Raw genomic sequence first — 18,145 nt, 5'->3', positions numbered from 1 at the left:
CCCAGCTGTAGCGCGCGCATCGATGCGGTTTCTGGGGCCGCGAGCGTGGTGGCGCGGCTTGCGCCGACCTCACCGCGGAGGAGCGCTACGTGAGCCTGGTGCTCGAGGGTCTTACTTGAACGCTTCGACGATCGGCCGGAACTTCATCCGCGTCTCGGCGAGCTCTCGCTGCGGCTCGGAGCCGCTGACGATTCCGGCTCCCGCGTAGGCGGTGACGGTTCCCGTGCTCGACACGTGCGCGCAGCGGAGGGCGACCGCCCACTCCCCGTCGCCGTTGGCGTCGACCCAGCCGACCGGGCCAGCGTAGCGACCGCGGTCGAACGGCTCCAGCTCGTCGATGAGGGCAAGTGCCGGGCGGGTCGGGGCACCGGCGACGGCCGCCGTCGGGTGCATGGCGGCAACGAGGTCGAGCGAGGTCGAGCCATCGCTGAGGGTGCCCTCGACGTCGCTCGCGAGATGCCAGAGGTTCGGCAGCTTGAGCGTGAAGGGCTGGTCGCTCGCGGTGAGCACGCTGCTGTGCGGGCGAAGGGCGTTGAGCACGCTCGATATCGCGTACTGGTGCTCGTCGAGGTCTTTGCTGGAGGTGGCAAGGGCGATCGCCGCGTCGAGGTCGGAGTCGGCGTCGACCCCGCGGCCGGTGCTGCCGGCGAGCACCCGGGCGCTCACCGTGCCGTGGTCGACGCGCACGAGTGTCTCTGGGCTCGAACCCACGAGGCCGTTGACGGCATAGGTGAAGCAGTCGGGGTAGCCGAGGGCCAGCGTCTTGAGCACGCGCCGAAGGTCTGCGCCCTCTGGCAGGCGGCCGATGAGGTCGCGGGCGAGCACGACCTTGCTGACGCTCCCGGACGCGATCGCCGCGATGGACGCGTCGACTGCGGCCACGAAGTCGTCGGCAGACATGGCGCCGGGCAGCAGCGAGATGCGGTACTCGTGGCCAAGCGCGGTCGCGGTCGGCGTCGACGAGCTGTTCACCCTCGTGATCCAGCTGGTGCCGCCGCGGCGGCCGATGATGACCGACGGCACGATGAGAACGCTCGTCGCCTTCGAGTGGTCGGAGAAGGCGAAACTGCCGAGGGCGATGAGCCCCGTTCCCGGCAGGCCGACGGGATCGGTGATGGATGCCGTGGCAACGACCGCGCGCCAGGCCGCCGCCGCATCCTGAATGCGATTCGGCCCGGTGAACTCGAGCCGCAGCGCTTCGCCGACGCCGGCAACACCCTCGCCCCGGCGAATGAACAGCAGCGGGTCGCGGGAGTCGAGAAGGGGGATGATGGGGCCGAGATCGTCTGCCAGGACGGTCTCGACGACCAGGGCAGGCGTGCCAACCGCTGGATCGCTCACACACCCAGCGTACTCTCCGGGAGGAGCGCTCAGGCTTTCCGCCTAGACTTGTGGGGTGGCTAAAGCGGACATGGACAAGGAACCCGACGAGGTAGCCGACATGTTCGATGGCGTCGCTCGGCGCTATGATTTCATGAACAACCTCCTCTCGGGTGGCAACGCGCCCCTGTGGCGGTTTGCGACGGTCAAGGCCATCGACCCGCAGCCCGGCGAACGCGTGCTCGACATCGCCGCCGGCACCGGCACGAGCGCCGCCTCGATCGCACGATCCGGCGCCACCGTCGTCGGCGTCGACATCTCAGAGGGCATGCTCGATGAGGCTCGGCGCAAGCACCGCGACGTCGAGTTCGTACTCGGCGATGCAGAGAAGCTGCCGTTCCACGCCGACGAGTTCGACGCTGTCACGATCAGCTTCGGGCTGCGCAACGTCAACGACCCGAAGATCGCGCTGAGCGAGATGTACCGGGTGCTCAAGCCCGGCGGTCGGCTCGTCATCTGCGAGTTCTCCCGTCCGCCCCGTGCCATCACTCGCGCCTGCTACTTCGCCTACCTCAAGTACGTCATGCCGACCCTCGCCAACGCCGCGAGCTCCAACCCGGAGGCATACAGCTACCTCGAGGAGACCATCAAGAACTGGCCAGACCAGGGAACGCTGAGCCAGTGGCTTCGCGCGACCGGCTTCACCAGGGTCGCCTACCGCAACCTCACCGCGGGCGTGGTCGCCCTGCACCGCGGTCGCAAACCGGTCGACGCGACCGTGCTCGCCACCAATGCGAAGCGCAAGGATGCGATGACACGTCCCATTCCTGTCCAGGGCACCCCGGCCACGCGCACGGGCACTCCGAAGCCATAGGGCTTCCCGACAGATCGGTACTCAAGCAGTGACTCCCCGGAATCCTCCTGCGCGCCGCAGCAACTCCCTCCGCTCATCCCTCGGGCTCGGCGAGAAGCTCTTCGCCTCCAGCGATGAGCGCCACTTCGCCCTTGCCATCGAGGAGGGTCTCGAGCGCGTCGAGCTCGCCCTGAGCGAGGAGATGTCGTTCACCGACTCGCTCGCCGACGTCACCTCCCGCTACCTGCTCGACGCTGGCGGCAAGCGCGTGCGCCCCGCCCTCACGCTGCTCACCGCACAGCTCGGCGAAGGCAACCACGTGGATGTCATCACGGCCGCGCAGGCGATCGAGATCACCCATCTCGCCTCGCTGTACCACGACGACGTCATGGACGGCGCGTCGATGCGGCGCGGTGTGCCATCGGCCCAGGTGATCTGGGGCAACTCCGTCGCGATCCTCACCGGTGACCTGCTCTTCGCCCGCGCGGGAAAGCTCATCGCCTCGCTCGGCGTGCGCGGGCTCGAGCTGCAGGCAGAGGTCTTCGAGCGGCTGTGCCTCGGCCAGCTGCACGAGACGATCGGCCCGCAGGAAGGCGACGACCCCATCGAGCACTACCTCCAGGTGCTCACCGACAAGACAGGTTCGCTCATCGCGGCTGCCGCGGAGGTCGGCGTGATCTTCTCGAACGCGCCGGAGGAGTACCGACTGCCCGTCGTTAGCTTCGGCGAGAAGATCGGCGTCGCGTTCCAGCTCATCGACGACGTCATCGACCTCTCCGCCCAGTTCGAGGAGACCGGCAAGGTCGCCGGAACCGATCTGCGCGCCGGCGTCGCGACCCTGCCCATGCTCTACCTTCGTCGCCAGGCGCTCACCGACCCTGACGCCGCAGAACTGCTGGAGCGCATCGAGCGCGACCTCGCCGACGATGTCGACTTCCCTCTTGCGATCGCAGAGCTGCGCGAGCACGATGTGACGGCGCAGACGCTCGTCGAGGCTCGCCGGTGGGCCCAGCTCGCTGTCGACGCCATCGCCCCCCTTCCCAACGGGCCGGTCAAGAAGGCCCTCACCCGATTCGCCGAGTCCATCGTCGAACGCACGAACTAGCAAAGGAACCCCGTGACCAAGCTCCGTTTGGCCATTGTCGGCGCAGGACCAGCAGGCATATACGCCGCAGACATCCTGCTCAAGGCAGAGAAGAAGTTCGACGTCTCGATCGACCTGTTCGAGCAGCTGCCGGCACCCTACGGACTCGTGCGCTACGGCGTCGCCCCCGACCACCCGCGTATCAAGGGCATCATCACGGCGCTGCGCGACGTGCTCGACTCCGGTCAGATCCGACTCTTCGGCAATGTGCTGTTCGGGCGCGACATCACCCTCGACGACCTCAAGAAGCACTACAACGCCGTCATCTTCTCCACCGGCTCCATTCGGGATGCCGACCTCAACATCCCGGGAATCGAGCTGGATGGCAGCTACGGTGCCGCAGACTTCGTCAGCTGGTACGACGGCCACCCCGACTTCCCGCGCGAATGGCCGCTGAACGCCTCGTCGGTCGCGGTGATCGGCAACGGCAACGTCGCCCTCGACGTCGCCCGCATGCTGGCCAAGCACGCCGATGACCTGCTGCCGACCGAGATTCCCGACAACGTCTACCAGGTGCTGAAGAACTCGCCCGTCACCGACGTGCACGTCTTCGGTCGCCGTGGACCGGCGCAGGTGAAGTTCAGCCCGCTCGAGCTGCGAGAGCTCGGCGAGTTGAACGACGTCGACATGATCGTCTACGACGAGGACTTCGACTACGACGAGGCGTCGAAGGCTGCCATTGCGACCAACAAGCAGATCTTCGTCATCGACAAGGTGTTCACGAAGTGGCGTGAGGAGGAGACGGGCTCCGCGTCACGTCGCCTCCACCTGCACTTCTACGCGAGCCCCATCGAGGTTTTCGGCGACGGAAAGGTCGAGGGCTTCCGCTACGAGCGCACGAAGCCGGATGGCGCGGGCGGCGTCGTCGGCACGGGCGAGATCCGCGAGCTGGCGATCGGCGCCATCTACCGCGCGGTCGGATACTTCGGCTCGCCGCTGGACGGCATCCCCTTCGACGACAAGCGCGGCGTGATTCCCAACCGGGAGGGCCAGGTCATCGACGACGCCGGCCATCAGGTGCCAGGCGTCTACGCCACCGGCTGGATCAAGCGCGGCCCCGTCGGCCTCATCGGGCACACCAAGAGCGACGCGAAAGAGACGATCGAGCACGTGATGAACGACCAGGCCAACTGGTGGTCGCCCGCGGAGCCCGACGAGGCATCCATCGTGTCCCTCCTCGAGGAGCGCGGTGTCGAGTACACGAACCTCGACGGATGGCACAACCTCGACCACCACGAGGTCGCCCTCGGCGAGCCCCATGGCCGCGCCCGCGTCAAGGTCGTCGACCGCGACGAGATGGTGCGCGTCAGCAACGCCTAGTGCTTAGCTCCATTTGAGCAACGCTGGGCAACCATCCGGGTGATTTTCAACCGCCCGGTCGAACGTTGGCCCGGGCAGGTAACAGAAGCCCGGGTGGTCGCACGCTCACCGGGCAGCGCACGCCGAGCCCTACGCGTCGACGATGCCGACGAAGCGTGACCCGATGCCGTCGATCTCGGTGCGCGCGAGCGCCCCGGCGGGCTCCGGCAGGTCGAGCGGCGAGTGCTCTGTGCAGCTGATGTAGGTGAACTGCGGCCACCACTTCTTCGGTCGCACCGCCTCGGAGTAGCCGCACACGTCACACGTGAGCTGCAGCCAGACCGGGCGCTTGCCGGTGCGGTTGGCGCGCGACTGGGCGAGCCACGGCGGCGGGTTCGTATCGAGCTCGTCGAACTGCTGCTCTGACATGCGGGTCGGAATGCCGTGCTTGGATGCCATCTCGAGTGGGATGTCGAGCCGCACCGCGACCTCGTAGCGCGTCAGCATCACTGAACCGTCGCCGAGAGCCGCGCGACGTTGTCGAGCACGCGCGTGGCAACGGGGCGCTGCATCCACTCGTCGAGGGTGAGCTCGCGGCTGAGGGCGCGGTACGACTCCTCGACCTCGCGCATCGACTTCACGAAGTTCTCGCCGCGCACCATGACGGAGATCTCCAGATTGAGGCTGAACGAGCGCATGTCCATGTTGCTCGAGCCGATCACGGCGACCTGGTCGTCGATGGTGAAGTGCTTCGCGTGCAGCACCGTCGGCGACTGGTAGAGCCAGATGCGCACCCCGGCACGCAGCAGCGCCTCGTAGTAGCTGCGCTGGGCGTGGTAGACGACCGGCTGGTCGCCGATCTCCGAGGCGAACAGCTGCACGTCGAGCCCCGACTGCGCGGCGGTCGTGATGGCGTACAGCATCGAGTCGTCTGGCACGAAGTACGGACTCGTGAGGATGACGCGCTCCTGCGCCGCGTACACCAGCGAGTTGAAGAGGCGCAGGTTGTTCTCGCCCTCGAACCCCGGTCCGCTGGGAACGACCTGGCAGTCGATGGCCTCTTTGCTCTTCGAGACGCGGCCGGCATCCGGTGTCTCGCGCAGCAGCAGCTCGTTGGTCTCGCTGTACCAGTCGGTGATGAACAGGGCGTTGATGCCGGCGACGATCGGCCCCTCGAACCGCACCATGAGGTCTTTCCAGTGCAGGCCGCGGCGCTTGTTGCCCGGCTTGTTGTAGCTGGAGTCGATCATGTTCTGCGAGCCCGTGTATGCGACAGTGCCATCGACCACGAGGATCTTGCGGTGGTTGCGCAGGTCGAGCCGCTGGTACTTGCCGCGCAGCGGCTGCACGGGCAGCATGACGTGCCACTGCACGCCGATGCGGCGCAGCTTGCGCTTGGTGCGGTTGTAGCCGGCAGAGCGCAGCATGGCGACGTGGTCCATGAGCACGCGCACCTTCACGCCGCGGTTCACCGCGTCGCGCATCGCGTCGAAGAACCGCACCGTCGTTCTGTCGAAGCTGAGGATGTAGAACTCGACGTGAACGTACTTCGTCGCCGCCTCGACCGCCCCGGTCATCGCCGCGATGGACTCCTCGTAGTCGGTGTGCAGCTCCGCCGTGTTCCCGCCGACGAGCGGCATGGCTCCGAGGGTGCGGTTGAGCTCGACGATCGGCTCGAGCCAGAGTGGCCACGGGTTGTCGCGGCGCACGTCTTCGATGCCCTCGGTCGTCTCGAGGATGTACTGGTTGATCTCGCGCTGCTTGCGGCGGCGGGAGCGCGGCAGGCGTCGGCTGCCGAACAGCAGGAAGAGCAGGATGCCGGGCACCGGAAGCGCGAAGATGAGCACCAGCCACGCGAGCGCCGTCTGCGGTCGCCGGTTTCGGGGTATGTAGACAACCGCGAGAATGCGGATCGCCATGTCTACGGTCAGTAAGACGACTGGCCAGGCGGCGACTGTCGCCAGCCAGACAACGTCCATGACCTGCTCTACCTGAAGTTCACGAACTGCAGGGCGACCTCGAGGTCTTTGCCCTTGAGCAGAGCCATCGTCGCCTGGAGGTCGTCGCGGCTCTTGGACTGCACGCGAAGCTCGTCACCCTGGATCTGCGACTTGACGCTCTTGGGCGCCTCGTCGCGAATCACCTTGCTGATCTTCTTCGCGTCCTCGCTCGAGATGCCGTTCTTGAGCGACACCTCGATGCGGTACTCCTTGCCGCTGGGGTACGGATCCCCGGAGTCGAGGCTGCGCAGGGTGATGCCGCGCTTGATGAACTTGGCCTCGACGACCTCGAGGACAGCCTTGACCCGCTCCTCTGCGCTCGCCTTGAGCAGCAGCTTCTCGCCGCTCCACTCGACCGATGCGCCGACGCCCTTGAAGTCGTATCGCGTCGCGATCTCTTTCTGCGCCTGGTTGACGGCGTTCTCCGCCTCCATCTTGTCGACCTTGCTGACGATGTCGAATGAGGAATCTGCCATATGCACATGGTAGAACGAACGGATGCAGGTGCGCGCACTCCTCTGGGTCGGGCTCGCCGCATCCCTCCTCGTTCTCGGGGCGCTCGTCGTTGTCACCGTCCTCTCCACCAGCAGGGGTGCGGTGCCAGGCCTCGTGCCCGACGAGCCGGATGCGCGGTGGGGTCCGCCAGCGCAGGCACCCGTTGCCGCCACGGCTCCCACCGGGTTTGCGACGCTCGCCGACGCGGACTGGCTGGCACAGACGGCGGAGAAGACCGGAATCCCGCAGCGTGCTCTTGCCGCCTATGCGGCGGCGGCGATGGGGGCTACCCAGTCGAACCCGCGCTGCGGCCTATCGTGGAACACCCTCGCCGGCATTGGCTGGGCGGAGAGCAGACACGGCACGCACGGCGGCTCGAGCATCCAGCCCGACGGCACGACCTTTCCACCGATCATCGGCATCGCGCTCGACGGTGGATCGACGGATGTCGTCACCGACACCGACGACGGTGCCATCGACGGCGACCCAGACCACGATCGCGCTGTCGGACCCATGCAGCTCATCCCGCAGACCTGGCGCAACTGGCACAACGACGCCGGTGGCGACGGTGTCGAGGATCCGCAGAACATCGACGATGCCGTCGCGTCGACGGCCGCCTATCTGTGCCGCTCCGGCGCCGACATGGCGACGGAGGAGGGATGGCGCACCGCCATCACCACATACAACAATGCGACCGAGTACATCACGACCGTCGCCAACGCGGCGAGCAGGTACGCGGACTAGTACCCGGATGGCCTCGCCGTGCTCGAGCGCACGATGAGGTCGAAACCGAGCGGGGTGTTGAGCGAGCCGAGCTCGCGCAGGCCCGGGTGCAGTTGATCCATGAGGATCTCGACAGCAAGCCGGCCCTGCAGGTCTGGATACTGCGCGACCGTGCTCAGGCCGAAGAAGTCAGAGAGCTCGTGGTCGTCGACGCCGACCACCGAGATGTCCTCCGGCACACGAAGGCCCATGTCCTTTGCGGCGAGGATCGCGCCGATCGCCATCTCGTCGGAGGCGGCGAAGATCGCGGTCGGCCTCCGTCGCGGGTTGCCGAGCAGCTGCTTGGCCGCCTGGTAGCCGCCCCGCATCGTGAAGTCGGCCGGCTGGAAGAGCTCTGGGTCGATCGGGATGCCGAATGCCTCGAGCGCCGTCTCGTAGCCGATGCGGCGATTGGTCGGCAGGTGGAAGTCGAGCTCGAGGTCTTTGTTGCCGCCGATGTGCGCGATGGAGCGGTGACCGAGAGACAGCAGGTGCTCCGTGGCGAGCCGGGCGACCGCGACGTCGTCGATGCTGAGGGTGCGGACACCCGGTAGCGGACCCCCGATGCCGACGATGGGCTTGCCGAGATCGAGAAGGCGGGTCACCTCGTTGGCGGTCAGCTCGAGGGAGATGGCGATGACGGCATCCACGCGCTTGCGCAGCAGGAAGTGCTCGAAGACGCTGCGCCGCTCGTCACCGCCGCCGCTGAGGTTGTAGAGCGTGAGGTCGTAGCCGTGGCTCAACAGGGCCTGCTCAGCGCCCTCGATGACCGCACCGTAGAACCAGCGGTTGAGGAAGGGGATGACGACGCCGATGTTCTTTGTGCGTCCCGTCGCGAGGCTCGATGCATTCGACGACACGACGTAGCCGAGCTCTGCGGCGGCGGCGGCGACGCGCTCCCGCGTGGCGGGGGAGACGTGCTGCTTTCCGCTCAGGGCGCGCGAGACCGTGGCCGTTGAGACGCCGGCACGCTCTGCGACTTCGTTGATTCCGGGCACTGCACGACACCTTCCTCGGTCAGCCGATACTATCCGCGGCCCGCGTGATTTGGAGACCGCGTTTACGCGCTATCCTTGTTCAGCGCGTTCGGTCTGGTGAATACACCCGGTCGGGGGCGCCCGCGGCAAGTTACCCAAGCGGCCAAAGGGATCTGACTGTAAATCAGACGTTTTCAACTTCGGGGGTTCGAATCCCTCACTTGCCACCATGACGCCCTAGACCCAGGGCATTCCTCTTTCGTCGTCTCGCGTGCTGTCGTTCGGCAGCTCTGGCAGCGCCTCTCCTCCGGCGCGGATGCAGAGCCAGCGCAGCTCGCCGGGGCTGTCGGGCAGTGCCCGCCAGGTGCGCCAGACATCCTGTCCGACCCGCACGACCGTGCCGGCCGTGACGTCGACGACATCGTCATCCAGTGCCATCTGGCCGTTGCCCTCGAGGAATACGTAGAGCTCCTCGATGCGGGAGTGCGCGTGCCAGTAGCCCGCCTGCTCGCCCGGCAGCAGCGCGTTGGCCGTGAGCCCGATGAACTGCATCGCGAGCTCGTGGTCGACGACGCGGCGGCCGTCGCGGGACTTCGCCTCGGTGAAGCCGCCGAAGTGGCCGCGCCACTGGTCGAGGGAGCCGATGGATGCGATCTCGTAGTTCTGTGCCATGCGTCTATCATCCCTGTCGGTGCGCATCGGCAGAATGGACCAGTGAGCGCCACCAAGCCGAGACTGTCGTCGTTCTGGCTCGACCTGCCGCGCGAGGGCAACCTGCTCATCTCGACGGTCGTCTTCTCCGCGGTCGGCACCGGCCTGGTGCTGCCCTTCATGGTCGTGTACCTGCACGAGGTGCGCGATATTCCGCTGGAGACGGTCGGCCTGCTGCTCGCCCTGCAGGCCGGCATCGGTATCGCGGTCGTTCCGCCCATTGGGGCGCTCATCGACCGCATCGGCCCCCGCCTCGTCTACGCCAGCAGTGCGGTCGCCCTCATGATCGGCGACGTGATCGTCTCGCAGGCGACGACGGTCGCCACCGCCACGATCGCGTTCCTCTTCCTCGGGTACGGCTTCGGCGTCATCTGGCCGGCGTCGGGGGCGATGATCGGCAACCTCATTCCGAGCGAGCAGCGCCAGCGTTACTTCGGCATCAACTTCACCCTGCTCAACCTCGGCATCGGAATCGGCGGCATCATCGGCGGCCAGTACGTCGACGTGGATCGCGCCGAGACCTTCGTGGCGATCTACCTGCTCGACGCGCTCAGCTACCTTCCCGCGCTCGCGATCCTGCTCATCGCCCTTCGGCACGTCGGCGGTCGTGTTGTCGTTGCGCCGACGGCAGACGGGGTCGAGGCGCCGCGGCCGTCGTATCTCACGATGCTGCGCGACACGAACCTTCGGGCGCTGCTCATCCTCGTCGCGGTTGCGGCCCTCGTCAGCTACCCGCAGCTGAATGCAGGGATGCCGGCCTACGCCCGCGCGATCGGCGAGATCTCGACGCAGGGCCTCGGCTACGCGTTCGCCGCAAACACCCTCGTCATCGTGCTGCTGCAGCTGCTCGTGCTGCAGCGCATCGAGGGGCACCGCCGCACGCGGGTCGCCGTCGTCATGGCCGCGACCTGGGCGCTCTCGTGGGCCCTCCTCGGTGCCACCTCGCTCGTGCCAGGCACGATCGCCGCGACCATCCTGCTGGCCGGATGTGCCGCGGTGTTCGGCCTCGGCGAGACGATGCTGCAGCCAACGAGCTCCGCGATGATCAACGACCTCGCCCCCGACCACCTGCGCGGGCGCTACAACGCGCTCAGCTCTCTCATGTTCTCTGGCGCGTTCGTGGTCGGCCCCATCATCGCGAGCGTGCTCATCGCGCGCGGCCTCGGCGCGGTCTACATCGTCTTCCTCGTCGCGGGGTGCGGCCTTCTCGCGGTCATCGCCCTGTGGGTGGAGCGTCGCATCCCCGCCAAGGTCAACGGCGTGCGGCAGGCCGCTAGCCTCGATACATGAGCACCAGCGACCTCCTCTCCATCGCCCGCCGCGTCGCGATCGAGGCGGGAGCGCTCGCTGCCACGCGTCGCCGTGAGGGCGTCGAGGTTGCGGCATCGAAGTCGAGCCCCGTCGATATCGTGACGGAGGCCGATCGCGAGACCGAGCGCCTCATCCGATCGCTCCTTGCCGAGGCGCGGCCAGACGACGGGTTCTTCGGCGAGGAGAGCGACGCGACCTCGAGCACCAGCGGCCTGCACTGGATCGTCGACCCGATCGACGGCACCGTCAACTTCCTCTACGGAATCCCGCACTATGCCGTGAGCATCGCCGTGGTCGAGGGCGAGCCAGACCCGCTCACCTGGCGGGCGCTCGCGGGGTGCGTCGTCAATCCGGCGAGCGGCGAGGTCTACACGGCGGCAGAGGGCGAGGGGGCCTTCCTCGGCGAGCGCCGCCTCGAGGTCGCACCCGCCGTCGACCTCTCGCAGGCGCTCATCGGCACCGGCTTCGCCTACGACTCCGGGATGCGGGGCCGCCAGGGAGCCGCCGTCGCCGCCCTGCTGCCCCAGGTGCGCGACATTCGCCGCATGGGCACGGCGTCGCTCGACCTGTGCGCGGTCGCCTCTGGACGCCTCAACGCCTACTTCGAGCGCACCCTCAGCCCGTGGGACCACGCGGCGGGTGCCCTCATCGCGCGGGAGGCCGGCGCACGGGTCTCCGGCCTCGCGGGAGCAGCCCCGAGCCGCGACTTCGTCATCGCCGCACACCCGGCCCTTGCCGACGTGCTCGAGGCGAAGCTCGTCGAGGTCGGTGCGTAAAACGCACGTGACCCGGGCTGGGGGTGGAGCGAGCGCTCGCCGTTGGGCTAGCCTTTACCTATTCGTTATCTCGCGCTGGCCTAGCGCCGAGAGTGACCACCCGAAGAATCGGACCAGCCGCACTGCGCACGGTCGTTTTTTAGAGGAGTAGCGCCATGGCAATTGCAGGTTTTGCCATCGCGCCCACCGACTTTCAGCGAGGTTTGCTCGCCTCATGAGTTTCCCCGGTGCCGACGATTTCCAGCCGACAACTCGCCGTGAAGCGCGCGAGTTGGAGGCTCGTCGGGCCGCCGCGCTCGCCGCCGGTGCCCTTCCTCCGGCCGTAGCACCGACCGGGTCAGCCGCGCAGGCCGCGTGGCCTCCGGTGCCGCAGCCGGTCATCCCGCCGGTCGTCTCCGCCACACCGGCCCCGGTGCGAAAAGTGGTCGTGCGCCAGCCGGTCAAGCCCAAGAAGCGCCTGGGCGCTCAGCTGCTCTCGATGGGCGCTCTGCTCTTCGCCGGAGCACTGCTGGTCGGCACGACGGTTCCAGCCAACGCCCTCATCTCCACCGACTCGACCCTCGACGCGGCACCGAAGGCTGCGGCTGGGCAGACCGTCGAGGTCTCGGAGATCGCGCTGCAGGCCGATGCCGCACGCGCCAACTACACGGTCACGTCCTATGCAGAGCAGCTGCGGCAGAAGTACGGCAACCGCAGCTACTCGTACTCCGTGGGCACCGGCCCGATCCAGTGGCCGTTCCCTTATGCCGTTCCCGTGAGCGACGGCTTCGGCGAGCGCCTAGCGCCGTGCCGCTACTGCTCCTCGTTCCACACGGGTGTCGACTTCACGCCCGGCGCCGGAACCCCGATCTACGCGGTCGCGGCAGGAACCGTCTCGTTCACCGAGGTCTCGTCGAGAGGGTTCGGCAACCAGGTCAAGATCGACCACGTGGTCGGCGGCAAGACCTTCACGAGCATGTACGCCCACATGCAGATGAACTCCAGCCCGCTGCAGGTCGGCCAGGTGGTCGAGGTCGGCGACTTCGTCGGGCTCGTCGGCAGCACCGGCGTTGCCACCGGTGCGCACCTTCACCTCGAGATCCACGTCAACGGAACCCCGACCGATCCCTTCGCCTGGCTCAAGGCCAACGCCGCCAAGTAGCCCCCTGCCTGATGGCCGAGACGGCCGCGGGCGCCAGCCAGCGCGAGACAGCCTCAGCCTCAGCGCTGCCGCGCTCAGTCCGCCAGCAGCCAGACCGTCGTGTCGCCGGGCAGCACGTCGCCATCCAACGGAGAACTGGACAGGATGACGCGGCCAGCAGGAAGCGGAACAGCCTCCGACCCGGTGTTCGCCACAATCGTCACAGCACCGTTGCGCAGCACGAGGCCGTCCGTTCCGGTGCCCTCCTGCCACTCGACGGAGCCGAGGCCGAGCGCGTGCTGCGCACGCAGGCGCAGCGCCAGCTGGTACAGCGAGAGCGTCGAGTCGTCCACGCCGACCTGGGAGTCGCGCGCGTACGGCGCCCAGTCGATCGGCTGAGGCAGCCACGACTCACCGGTGGGGCTGAAGCCGTAGGCGGGGCTGCCGGCCTCCCATGGGATCGGCACGCGGCATCCGTCGCGACCGTAGCGCTCTCCGTCGGTGCGGAACCACGTCGGGTCCTGTCGCGCGTCGTCGGGGAGGTCGATGACCTCTGGCAGGCCGAGCTCCTCTCCCTGGTAGAGGTAGGAGCTTCCCGGCAGGCCGAGCATGAGCGATGTCGCGGCGCGGGCGCGTCGGAGTCCGACGGCGCGGTCGGGCTGGCCGGGCGACAACGGACCGATTCCTGCGCCCTGCGGGTTCTCCGCCGTGAGTGCGAGGCGGGAGGCGTGGCGAACGACGTCGTGGTTCGAGAGCACCCAGGTGCTCGGGGCGCCGACGCTCGCGAAGGCGGAGATCGAGCCGTCGATGATCGCCTTGAGCTCTGGAGCCGACCACGGGGTCTCGAGGTAGCTGAAGTTGAAGGCCTGCTGCATCTCGTCGGGGCGGACCCAGAGCGCGAGCTTGGTGAGCGGCTCGACCCATGCCTCTGCACAGAGCACCCGCTCGCCGTCGTACTCTGCGAGCACGGCGTTCCAGTCGCGGTAGATCTCGTGAACGCCGTCCTGCGCCCAGTACGGCGGGGTCGGAGAGTCCTCGTCAACGCTGATCGCAGGCTCGAGGGCGAGGTCGCCCGCGCCGCCGCCCATGCTGCCGGCGTTGGCCGGAGGGGTGTAGTCGGGAAGTCCGGCTGCCTTGATCAGGCCGTGGGCGACATCCACCCGGAAGCCGTCGACGCCACGGTCGAGCCAGAAGCGAAGGATGCCGCGGAACTGCTCGCGCACCCACTCGTTGCTCCAGTCGAAGTCGGGCTGCGACGCGTCGAAGAGGTGCAGGTACCACTGGCCGGGGGTTCCGTCGTCGCGCACGACGCGCGTCCATGCTGGGCCGCCGAAGACCGACTCCCAGTTGTTGGGTGGAAGCTCGCCCGCCGCACCCTGGCCATCGCGGAACATGTAGCGCGCGCGCTCCTCCGAGCCCTCCGGGGAGGCAAGCGCCTGCTGGAACCAGACGTGCCGGTCGCTCGAGTGGTTGGGCACGAGGTCGACGATGATCCGGAGCCCGAGCTCGTGAGCACGGTTCTGCAGCGCGTCGAAGTCGTCGAGCGTGCCGAACAGCGGGTCGACGTCGCAGTAGTCGGCGACGTCGTAGCCGGCGTCCTTCTGGGGCGAGGTGAAGAACGGCGAGAGCCAGACGGCATCGACGCCGAGGTCGGCGAGTGCGCCGAGGCGGGATGTGATGCCGGGCAGGTCGCCAATGCCGTCGCCGTTCGAATCGGCGAAGGAACGGGGGTACACCTGGTAGATGACGGCAGTGCGCCACCACTCGCTCGGGGAACTCATGGCGTCACTCTACTGGTTTTGGCCAAACGTGCAAGCGCTTGCAGTCGCGTTAGCACGGAGACGCGGAGTCTGCAAGCGATTTCAGATATTGAGACTTGGTCGCTCATCCATGTTGGGGGAGACCACAAAAACCCAATGGTTGCCAAACATCGATCGCTTATGTATAACTGGAAGCGCTTGCAGTCCTGCAGGCACACCACGAGTACGGCCTCGTGAGCGAGTCGGAGTGTTTTTACAGCATCCGTACGTCCCCCGGGCATTCGCGCGCGGCAATGAGGCCACAACTGCACACGAAAGGCGACACCAATGAAGGTGAACTCCCTCCTGGCGGTGGGTGCGATGACGACAGTCGCTGCACTCGCTCTTGCCGGCTGCGCCCCCACGGATGACGGCGACAACCTCGCCGACGCCGGGTCGACCACGATCACGATGTGGGTCGACACCGAGCGCGCTCCCGCGCTCAAGGACATCGCGGCCCAGTTCAAAGAAGACACCGGCATCACGGTGAAGCTCGAGATCAAGGACTTCGCAACCGTCGACCAGGACTTCATCAGCCAGGTTCCGACCGGCAAGGGCCCTGACCTGATCGTCAGCCCGCACGACAAGCTCGGCGCCTACGTCGCCAACGGCGTCGTCGCCCCGCTCGAGCTCGGAGACAAGGCCGACGAGTTCGCGGCATCGGCAGTGCAGGCTATGAGCTACGAGGGCACCGTCTACGGCGTTCCGTACTCGATCGAGAACGTGGCCCTGCTGCGCAACGCCGACCTCGTGGCCGACGCCACGACGTCCTTCGACGAGGTCATCGCCAATGGCCAGGCATTCGTCAACGGCGAGGCAGACAAGTACCCCTTCCTCGTCGGACTCTCGCCTGACCAGGGCGACCCGTACCACCTCTACCCGCTGCAGACCTCGTTCGGCGCACCCGTCTTCGGTCTCGACGACAAGGGCGCGTACGACCCGACCAACCTGACGCTGGGCAACGAGGGTGGCCTCGCCTTCGCGGCGAAGCTCAAGGAGTGGGGCGCCAGCGGCGTGCTCAACGCCAACATCGACGGTGACAAGGCCAAGGAGTTCTTCCTCGCCGGCAAGTCGCCGTACTACATCACCGGCCCGTGGAACCTGCCAGACATCAAGGCGAGCGGAATGAACTACGCGATCGACGAGCTGCCCTCCGCGGGTGGCGAGGCCGCGCAGCCATTCATCGGTGTCAACGGCTTCTTCCTCAGCAGCAAGAGCACCAACGCCCTTGCCGCAACGCAGTTCATCGTCAACTACCTCTCGACTGAGGCAGTGCAGACGGCGCTCTACGAGATCGGTGGGCGCCCGCCGGCGCTGACCGCGGCCTACGAGGCAGCAGCGGCCAACGACGCGGATGTCGCCGCCTTCGGTGCCATCGGCCAGAGCGGCGTGCCGATGCCCGCCATCCCGGCCATGGGTTCTGTCTGGGCCGACTGGGGCAACGCAGAGCTGACGCTCATCAAGGGCGAGGGCGACCCTGCCGAGGTGTGGACGACTGCGGTCGCCAACATCGAGGCGAAGATCGCCGGCTAACTGCCGACACGCGGTCGGGGTCGGCGCCACTGGTGCCGGCCCCGGCCCGCATGTACCCCCACCGACACCACCGCAGCGAGAACGACGAGAGGCGACCCATGGCGACGACGACATCGGGCCCATTGCGCACACCGCGCACCACGAGAACCCTGACCCTTGTCACCAAGATCGTGCTGCTCGGGCTGCTCGACGCCTTCGGGCTGCAGGCACTGTTCACGCTGTTCCTCAAAGAGGAATGGCTGCTCTTCGGCCTTGCCGTGGTCATTCTCGCTCTCATCAACTACATCTACCTGAACCCGAAGGTGCTGCCGGCCAAGTACCTCACGCCGGGTCTGTTCTTCCTCGCGATCTTCCAGGTCTTCGTCGTCCTGTTCACCGGCTACATCGCCTTCACCAACTACAGCGACGGGCACAACAGCGACAAGGACGACGCGATCTCCTCGATCGTGCAGGTCGCCCAGAAGCGCGTGCCCGACTCCCCGCAGTACCAGGTGAGCGTGCTGGAGCAGGCCGGCACCTACTACCTGCTCGTCACCGATCCCGACGGCGACGTGCAGCTCGGCAGCAACGATCAGCCGCTGTACGAGGTGGACGACGCGAAGACCGACTTCACCGGCAAGGCAACCGGCCTAGACGGTTACCACACCCTCCAGCTCGGCGAGGTCGTCGACAACCAGGACGCGATCCTGGCGCTCTCCGTGCCCTTCTCCGACAACCCCAACTCCGGATCCGTGCGCACCGCCGATGGCGTGACGGGCTACGTCTTCAAGAGCTCCCTCGTCTACGACGAGAAGGGCGACACCTTCACCGACGTCGAGACCGGCGCCGTCTACACCGACAACGGCTACGGCTCGTTCGTCAACGAGGACGGCGCGGCGCTCACCCCCGGCTGGCGGGTCAACGTCGGACTCGACAACTTCGTGAAGGCCTTCACCAACGACCAGGTCGGCCCGCCACTGCTGCGGGTGATCGCGTGGACGTTCGTCTTCGCGGTGCTCTCTGTCGCATCCACGTTCATCCTCGGGCTGCTGCTCGCCCTCGTCATGAACGACTGGCGCGTGCGGTTCAAGCGCATCTACCGCATCCTCATCATCCTTCCCTACGCCTTCCCCGCCTTCCTCTCCGGTCTCGTCTTCGCCGGTCTGCTCAACCCGGAGTTCGGCTTCGTCAACCAGGTCTTCTTCGGCGGGGCGGAGATACCGTGGCTGAGCGACCCGTGGCTGGCGAAGTTCAGCGTGCTGCTGCTCAACCTGTGGCTCGGCTATCCCTACATGTTCCTCATCTGCACGGGAGCTCTGCAGTCCATTCCAGAGGAGCTCACCGAGGCCGCCCGCGTCGACGGCGCGAGCCCCTGGCGTGTGGTGCGCTCGATCAAGCTGCCGCTGCTGCTCGTGTCGGTTGCGCCGCTGCTCATCGCGAGCTTCGCCTTCAACTTCAACAACTTCAATGTGATCTACATGCTCACGAGAGGGTGGCCGCGATTCAGCGACACGACCCTCGACATTGGTGCGACAGACATCATGATCACCCTCGTCTACAAGGTCGCCTTCGGCGGGGGAGGGGGTCGGGACTACGGTCTTGCAAGCGCCTTCTCCATCCTCATCTTCATCATCGTCGCCACGATCTCCGCGATCGCGTTCAAGAAGACCCGCGCCCTGGAGGACGTGTACTGATGACTGCTCCTGCCATTGCCACTGTTCCGCTTCCGCGCCGTCGCCGGGGCTTCCGCCGCTGGTTCCGCGAGGTCGGATGGCGTCACCTCGTTGGGCTCATCGCGGTCGCCTTCTCGATCTTCCCCCTGCTCTACGTCGTCTCCGTCTCGTTCAACCCGATCGGCACGCTCACCGGGTCGAACGAGCTGTTCCGCGCGTTCGACCTCGGCAACTATGTCGACCTCATGAACAACCCCGACGCGCCGTTCCTCAAGTGGTTCCTCAACACCCTGCTCGTCGGCACGATCTCTGCCGTCGGCTCGGTGCTGCTCGGCGCCCTCGCTGCCTATGCCTTCTCGCGCATGCGCTTCCGCGGCCGCCGCATCGGCCTGC

16 protein-coding genes, 1 tRNA gene and 1 pseudogene are annotated in these 18,145 nt (G+C 67.0%); 11 read left to right on the top strand and 7 right to left on the bottom strand.

Annotated elements, in window-relative coordinates; genetic code table 11:
* Positions 1–111 precede the first annotated feature (111 nt).
* Positions 112–1,341, bottom strand: coding sequence for an isochorismate synthase (locus tag AC14A7_RS04415; protein ID WP_484006675.1), 1,230 nt, complete (start codon positions 1,339–1,341; stop codon positions 112–114).
* A 55-nt stretch (positions 1,342–1,396) separates the two neighbouring features.
* Between AC14A7_RS04415 and ubiE the strand changes: the two genes are divergently transcribed.
* From ubiE to AC14A7_RS04400, 3 genes are read left to right on the top strand one after another with little or no spacing between them, the layout of a single operon-like run.
* Positions 1,397–2,194 carry a bifunctional demethylmenaquinone methyltransferase/2-methoxy-6-polyprenyl-1,4-benzoquinol methylase UbiE gene (ubiE, locus tag AC14A7_RS04410; protein WP_484006674.1) on the top strand — a complete coding sequence of 266 codons (798 nt, stop codon included), beginning with the start codon at positions 1,397–1,399 and terminating at the stop codon, positions 2,192–2,194.
* A 28-nt stretch (positions 2,195–2,222) separates the two neighbouring features.
* A complete protein-coding gene (locus tag AC14A7_RS04405) occupies positions 2,223–3,278 on the top strand; it encodes a polyprenyl synthetase family protein (RefSeq protein WP_484006673.1) in 1,056 nt (351 codons plus the stop codon).
* A gap of 12 nt (positions 3,279–3,290) precedes the next feature.
* Positions 3,291–4,637 (top strand): FAD-dependent oxidoreductase, encoded by a 1,347-nt coding sequence (locus tag AC14A7_RS04400; RefSeq protein WP_484006672.1) that lies wholly within the window; start codon positions 3,291–3,293, stop codon positions 4,635–4,637.
* Positions 4,638–4,766: 129 nt separating this feature from the next.
* Here AC14A7_RS04400 and AC14A7_RS04395 read toward each other — a convergent pair whose 3' ends face one another.
* From AC14A7_RS04395 to AC14A7_RS04385, 3 genes are all read right to left on the bottom strand, one after another.
* On the bottom strand, positions 4,767–5,123 hold the full coding sequence (locus AC14A7_RS04395) for a hypothetical protein (RefSeq protein WP_484006671.1): 357 nt from the start codon (positions 5,121–5,123) through the stop codon (positions 4,767–4,769).
* Positions 5,123–6,535 carry a cardiolipin synthase gene (gene cls / locus AC14A7_RS04390; protein WP_484006670.1) on the bottom strand — a complete coding sequence of 471 codons (1,413 nt, stop codon included), beginning with the start codon at positions 6,533–6,535 and terminating at the stop codon, positions 5,123–5,125. The genes AC14A7_RS04395 and cls overlap by 1 nt, the downstream gene beginning before the upstream one ends.
* A 68-nt stretch (positions 6,536–6,603) precedes the next feature.
* Positions 6,604–7,092: a YajQ family cyclic di-GMP-binding protein gene (locus tag AC14A7_RS04385; RefSeq protein WP_484006669.1), complete on the bottom strand. Its 489-nt coding sequence runs from the start codon at positions 7,090–7,092 to the stop codon at positions 6,604–6,606.
* A gap of 22 nt (positions 7,093–7,114) precedes the next feature.
* On the opposite strand from AC14A7_RS04385, the gene AC14A7_RS04380 reads away from it, so the two are divergent.
* Entirely contained in the window at positions 7,115–7,855 is a 741-nt protein-coding gene (locus AC14A7_RS04380; RefSeq protein ID WP_484006668.1) for a lytic transglycosylase domain-containing protein, read from the top strand.
* Here AC14A7_RS04380 and AC14A7_RS04375 read toward each other — a convergent pair.
* Complete coding sequence (locus tag AC14A7_RS04375; RefSeq protein WP_484006667.1) at positions 7,852–8,871, bottom strand: LacI family DNA-binding transcriptional regulator; 1,020 nt, start codon at positions 8,869–8,871, stop codon at positions 7,852–7,854. The two genes, AC14A7_RS04380 and AC14A7_RS04375, sit on opposite strands and share 4 nt — an antisense overlap.
* Positions 8,872–8,995: 124 nt before the next feature.
* On the opposite strand from AC14A7_RS04375, the gene AC14A7_RS04370 reads away from it, so the two are divergent.
* A tRNA-Tyr gene (locus tag AC14A7_RS04370) sits at positions 8,996–9,080 on the top strand.
* 7 nt (positions 9,081–9,087) lie between these two features.
* On the opposite strand, the gene AC14A7_RS04365 is transcribed toward AC14A7_RS04370, so the two are convergent.
* Positions 9,088–9,522 carry a cupin domain-containing protein gene (locus AC14A7_RS04365; protein WP_484006666.1) on the bottom strand — a complete coding sequence of 145 codons (435 nt, stop codon included), beginning with the start codon at positions 9,520–9,522 and terminating at the stop codon, positions 9,088–9,090.
* A gap of 42 nt (positions 9,523–9,564) precedes the next feature.
* On the opposite strand from AC14A7_RS04365, the gene AC14A7_RS04360 reads away from it, so the two are divergent.
* From AC14A7_RS04360 to AC14A7_RS04350, 3 genes are all read left to right on the top strand, one after another.
* Positions 9,565–10,851 (top strand): MFS transporter, encoded by a 1,287-nt coding sequence (locus AC14A7_RS04360; protein ID WP_484006665.1) that lies wholly within the window; start codon positions 9,565–9,567, stop codon positions 10,849–10,851.
* Positions 10,848–11,648 (top strand): inositol monophosphatase family protein, encoded by an 801-nt coding sequence (locus tag AC14A7_RS04355; RefSeq protein ID WP_484006664.1) that lies wholly within the window; start codon positions 10,848–10,850, stop codon positions 11,646–11,648. Before AC14A7_RS04360 ends, AC14A7_RS04355 begins: the two co-directional genes overlap by 4 nt.
* 214 nt (positions 11,649–11,862) lie before the next feature.
* Positions 11,863–12,789, top strand: coding sequence for a M23 family metallopeptidase (locus AC14A7_RS04350; RefSeq protein ID WP_484006663.1), 927 nt, complete (start codon positions 11,863–11,865; stop codon positions 12,787–12,789).
* Between the two features lie 74 nt (positions 12,790–12,863).
* On the opposite strand, the gene AC14A7_RS04345 is transcribed toward AC14A7_RS04350, so the two are convergent.
* A complete protein-coding gene (locus AC14A7_RS04345) occupies positions 12,864–14,549 on the bottom strand; it encodes a glycoside hydrolase family 13 protein (protein ID WP_484006662.1) in 1,686 nt (561 codons plus the stop codon).
* 306 nt (positions 14,550–14,855) lie between these two features.
* On the opposite strand from AC14A7_RS04345, the gene AC14A7_RS04340 reads away from it, so the two are divergent.
* The 3 genes and pseudogenes from AC14A7_RS04340 to AC14A7_RS04330 form a co-directional block, all read left to right on the top strand.
* A complete protein-coding gene (locus AC14A7_RS04340) occupies positions 14,856–16,100 on the top strand; it encodes a sugar ABC transporter substrate-binding protein (RefSeq protein ID WP_484006661.1) in 1,245 nt (414 codons plus the stop codon).
* Positions 16,101–16,198: 98 nt separating this feature from the next.
* Positions 16,199–17,773 (top strand): ABC transporter permease subunit, encoded by a 1,575-nt coding sequence (locus tag AC14A7_RS04335; protein ID WP_484006660.1) that lies wholly within the window; start codon positions 16,199–16,201, stop codon positions 17,771–17,773.
* Positions 17,773–18,145 (top strand): annotated as a pseudogene (locus AC14A7_RS04330) (sugar ABC transporter permease); the annotation flags it as partial. The gene AC14A7_RS04335 and the pseudogene AC14A7_RS04330, both read left to right, overlap by 1 nt.

It is taken from the genome of Conyzicola sp., assembly GCF_057073975.1.
This window is presented reverse-complemented; position numbering and strand designations above follow the sequence as displayed.

Coding starts and splice junctions, on each gene's coding strand:
- cls (WP_484006670.1), bottom strand. CDS start 6,535: ATGGCGATCCGCATTCTCGCGGTTGTCTACATACCCCGAAACCGGCGA.
- AC14A7_RS04355 (WP_484006664.1), top strand. CDS start 10,848: ATGAGCACCAGCGACCTCCTCTCCATCGCCCGCCGCGTCGCGATCGAG.
- AC14A7_RS04340 (WP_484006661.1), top strand. CDS start 14,856: ATGAAGGTGAACTCCCTCCTGGCGGTGGGTGCGATGACGACAGTCGCT.
- AC14A7_RS04345 (WP_484006662.1), bottom strand. CDS start 14,549: ATGAGTTCCCCGAGCGAGTGGTGGCGCACTGCCGTCATCTACCAGGTG.
- AC14A7_RS04385 (WP_484006669.1), bottom strand. CDS start 7,092: ATGGCAGATTCCTCATTCGACATCGTCAGCAAGGTCGACAAGATGGAG.
- AC14A7_RS04395 (WP_484006671.1), bottom strand. CDS start 5,123: ATGCTGACGCGCTACGAGGTCGCGGTGCGGCTCGACATCCCACTCGAG.
- AC14A7_RS04365 (WP_484006666.1), bottom strand. CDS start 9,522: ATGGCACAGAACTACGAGATCGCATCCATCGGCTCCCTCGACCAGTGG.
- AC14A7_RS04380 (WP_484006668.1), top strand. CDS start 7,115: ATGCAGGTGCGCGCACTCCTCTGGGTCGGGCTCGCCGCATCCCTCCTC.
- AC14A7_RS04335 (WP_484006660.1), top strand. CDS start 16,199: ATGGCGACGACGACATCGGGCCCATTGCGCACACCGCGCACCACGAGA.
- AC14A7_RS04350 (WP_484006663.1), top strand. CDS start 11,863: ATGAGTTTCCCCGGTGCCGACGATTTCCAGCCGACAACTCGCCGTGAA.